This window comes from Microcoleus sp. PH2017_28_MFU_U_A (assembly GCF_020738035.1).
Lineage (GTDB): Bacteria > Cyanobacteriota > Cyanobacteriia > Cyanobacteriales > Microcoleaceae > Microcoleus.
This window is the reverse complement of sequence record NZ_JAEQCX010000072.1, coordinates 1-4,067: the sequence shown is the minus strand read 5'-3', so window position 1 is coordinate 4,067 and position 4,067 is coordinate 1. Positions and strand designations below refer to the sequence as shown.

The 4,067-nt window shown below is 47.8% G+C and carries 3 protein-coding genes; all 3 read right to left on the bottom strand.

From position 1 onward, the window contains the following. Positions 1-17: 17 nt before the first annotated feature. Positions 18-389: a DUF5615 family PIN-like protein gene (locus JGK14_RS17730; protein WP_293177555.1), complete on the bottom strand. Its 372-nt coding sequence runs from the start codon at positions 387-389 to the stop codon at positions 18-20. Then, positions 386-616 carry a DUF433 domain-containing protein gene (locus tag JGK14_RS17725; RefSeq protein ID WP_293177552.1) on the bottom strand — a complete coding sequence of 77 codons (231 nt, stop codon included), beginning with the start codon at positions 614-616 and terminating at the stop codon, positions 386-388. The genes JGK14_RS17730 and JGK14_RS17725 overlap by 4 nt, the downstream gene beginning before the upstream one ends. 81 nt (positions 617-697) lie before the next feature. Further along, positions 698-3,619 carry an ATP-dependent Clp protease ATP-binding subunit gene (locus JGK14_RS17720; protein WP_293325542.1) on the bottom strand — a complete coding sequence of 974 codons (2,922 nt, stop codon included), beginning with the start codon at positions 3,617-3,619 and terminating at the stop codon, positions 698-700. Positions 3,620-4,067 lie beyond the last annotated feature (448 nt).

Here is a 4,067-nt window from a genome sequence, read left to right as displayed (position 1 = left end):
GAACAGGCCATAAATAATTATCGAAGTGTAATCGGCAAAATTCTCACCCTAGAGCGCGTTTCATCCACAGAAATGAACGCCCCCGACTCAATTTGTGGCTCAAATTGATGTAACACTTCCACAATCAAACTCTCTATATTAGCAGGCAGCACGTCTTGAATACGCACTTGAATGACACTGGGAGCATCAGCTTGGGTTGCGGCCAGCAGTGCGCCAAAATCTAAATCATGAGTGAATACGGCATAGTCATTTACTCGCGCCCATTCCATAATAACGCGATCTGTGGCACGAGGATCGCCGACTGTAGACCAATGAAGAGACTCTATTCCGTATTTAGTAAATACGACAGTCCACTCAGGTGACAGGTTCATATCAATCAAAATTTTCACGCTATTTTGAGAGGAATTTCTACTTCTTCAACTCGCCACGCTGCATAGGCAAGCGCTTCATATATATCTGCTTCTTCCAGGTAGGGATAAGCCTGCAAAATGCCTGACGGTGAGTGTCCCGATGCCATCAGTCCGACTATCGTGCCAACAGTGACTCGCAAGCCGCGAATGCAGGGTTTTCCTCCCATTACTTCTGGATTCAGAGTGATTCTAGTTAGTTGTTTCATGATTTTAAACTACCAGGCTTTCTGGGAAACAAGAAGATTTCTTTTTTGTGGAACAGGCCGGAAAGCCTGTTCCTAACACAACTACAAACTGTTACCTACCAACGCGGGGAGAGAGTCTTTTTTACGAAACTGCAAATGGTTATTTACGCAGTCGATCGCAATTGTGTCACCTTCAACAAACGCATTTTCGAGAATCTTGTTAGCTAGCGGGTTTTCCAACTCCCGCTGGATAGCGCGTTTCAGGGGACGAGCGCCATAAACTGGGTCGTAACCGACATCTGTGATATGGTTTTTTGCAGCATCGGACAGTTCCAAGGTGATTTTCTGTTCCGCCAACAGCCGCTCGATCCGCTTGACTTGAATGGTGACGATTTGCCGCAGTTCCGTCTTGCTCAAAGTGTGGAACAAAATTGTCTCGTCCACCCGCTGAAGAAACTCCGGCCGGAAGTGCGATCGCAAAGCAGTCATCACCCGTTTTAACATTTGTTCGTACTCTTGGTCTGTCTCCCGTTCTTGAGTCGGTAAATCTTCACTTTCACTATTGTCTTTTTCACTCTTGTCTGAGATATCGACTCGCTGGGCAGATACCTCGACAGTGCCATCATCAGCAACTTTATAATCAGTCTTGGGAATTGACACCTCCTTCGGTTCCTGCTTCCTAGCAGCAGGTTTTTTGGTAGTTTTTCCCTTCTTAGCAAACACTTCTAAAATGTGGTCGCTGCCGATATTGCTTGTCATCACAATGACGGTATTCTTAAAGTCAACCACTCGACCTTGAGAATCGGTAATTCTGCCGTCATCCAACACTTGCAGCAAAATGTTAAAAATATCAGGGTGCGCCTTTTCCACTTCGTCAAATAGCACCACCGAATAAGGGCGTCTCCGCACTGCTTCCGAAAGTTGTCCCCCTTCATCGTAACCGACGTATCCGGGGGGAGCTCCTACCAACCGGGAGACATTTTGCTTCTCCATATATTCCGACATATCGATGCGGATAATCGCATCATCGCTGTCAAACAAAAACTCCGCCAACGCCCGCGCTAGCTCAGTTTTACCGACGCCTGTGGGGCCCATGAACAAGAAAGAGCCGATCGGTCTACCGGGATCTTTCATCCCCGCCCGCGCCCGCCGAATCGCCGCAGCAACCGCCGTTACAGCCTCCTCTTGACCGATAACTTTCTTGTGCAAATGGCTTTCCAATTGCAGCAATTTTTGGCGTTCCGATTCCAACAACCGATTGACCGGAATTCCCGTCCATTTAGCAACAATTTCCGCAATATCGCCCTCAGTAACTTTTTCCCGCAGCAGCGAGGAACCTTGAGCTTGTTGTTTCAAAAGTTCGGCTTCCTTGGCTTCGCGATCGCGCACCGCAGTCTCCAATTTACCGTACTTCAACTGCGCCGCTTTATTCAAATCGTAAGCTCTTTCTGCTTGTTCGATTTGGACTCGCAACTGGTCTTCTTCTGCTTTCAATTTATTGATTGCATCCAACAACTGCTTTTCGCCCAACCACTGAGAAGACAGTTTTTCCTGCTTGACTTTTAAAATGTCAATCTCCGATGTGATGCGTTCAATGCGGGGGCCGATTCCCGGGGATAGAGCGCCTTTACCCTCACCTTCGATCGACAATTTTTCCATTTCCAACTGCATCACCCGGCGGTCAATCCCTTCCAATTCCACGGGTTTGGAGGTAATCTCCATTTTCAAATGGGCGGCCGCTTCGTCTACAAGGTCGATCGCCTTATCCGGCAAAAAGCGATCGGAAATATAGCGAAAAGACAGAGTAGCAGCAGCAACCAGCGCCGAATCGGTAATTTTTACCCCGTGGTGGCGTTCGTAACGGTCTTTCAATCCGCGTAAAATTGAAACAGTATCTTCCACAGTCGGTTCCCCGACAAATACTTGTTGAAAGCGGCGTTCCAGTGCCGGATCTTTTTCAATATTTTTGCGGAATTCATCGAGAGTTGTAGCGCCGATACAGCGCAATTCACCTCTGGCTAACATTGGTTTCAACAAATTTCCGGCATCCATTCCCGAACCGGAACTTCCGCCGCCGCCAGTGCCAACAACCGTGTGCAATTCATCAATAAATAGGACAATTTGCCCGTCGGAATCGATAACTTCTCGCAGCACAGAACGCAATCGTTCTTCAAATTCGCCCCGGAATTTTGCCCCAGCAATTAAACTGCCCATATCGAGGCTGAATAGTTGGCGGTTTTTCAAAGATTCGGGTACATCGCCGTTGACAATGCGCTGGGCTAAACCTTCGGCGATCGCAGTTTTTCCGACTCCGGGATCGCCAATTAACACTGGATTGTTTTTCTGACGGCGGGAAAGAACTTGCACGACGCGGCGGATTTCCTCGTCGCGGCCGATTACTGGGTCGAGTTTGCCTGCTTTTGCCGCTTCTGTCAAATCGCGCCCGTATTTAGTGAGGGCGTCGGAGTTGGCGTCAGAATTTTGGTTTTGACTTTGACTTTGACTTTGGGTTTGCTTTTGATCTTTGACTTTGGTAGTAGCACGAATTGATTTGATTGCTTCTTCGAGTTTCGCGCGATCGATCGTACCAGGCGCCGGTTTGCGATCGTATCCGGGGCGGCCCGGCGGCCCGTCCCCCCTAGTCAGCAATCGCCTACCAACTCGTTCATCTTCTAGCAAGCCTATTAATAAATGTTCAACGGCGATAAAATTATCTTGCCAAGTCTGTCTGGCAGACTCAGCAGCATCTAACATCACTTCTAAGCCGCGGCCGAGGTATAGTTGGTCAGCGTTGGCAACTCTCGGCTGTCGTTTGGCAAAAGCATCTAACTGCTGCGCCAAGCGGGGGACATCGACTCCAGCCTTGCTGAGAATGCTGTTTGCTAGGGCTTGCTGTTCTAGAATGGCGATCGCTAAATGTTCAACCTCTAGCTGCTGATTGGCAAAGCGGCGGGCTACATCCTGGGATTTGACTATGGCTTCCCAGGCTTGATCTGTAAATTTGCTAGGGTCTGTTGGCTGCACGTTGGTTCCTCGCAATCAAGGGGATTCCTGTTGTTATCCGTTCATACATGGTCTCACAACTATCTTAATCTTGAAACACGATTGTTAATCTATGAGTGCGGTTAACGAGCGCCGAAGTTGCAACACAATTGACTGCTTGTACAAGCTTACAGTCCGCAATCCACCGCAAAAATTTGTGTGGTACGACCGGATCGGGCGATCGAACTTATGAAAATATACAGGTTCTCCATTGCCTACAATACTGTACAGACACGGCACTGCCGCCTCATAATTATGTCTTGGTTCGATCGTTCGGACTTTAGTCCGCATCAATTTCTGCGGACTAAAGTCCTCACTACAAACCTCTTTGTTGCTCTACTAAAAATTTTACTTTATTGACATCTATGTTATTTCCTACTTACCAATTTTTAGTATTTTTCCTAATTATTTTTAGCGCCATCCTCTCCTT

Bases quoted from the DNA above. Each gene is read 5' to 3' on its own strand.
- JGK14_RS17725 (WP_293177552.1), bottom strand. From the start codon at position 616: ATGAAACAACTAACTAGAATCACTCTGAATCCAGAAGTAATGGGAGGA.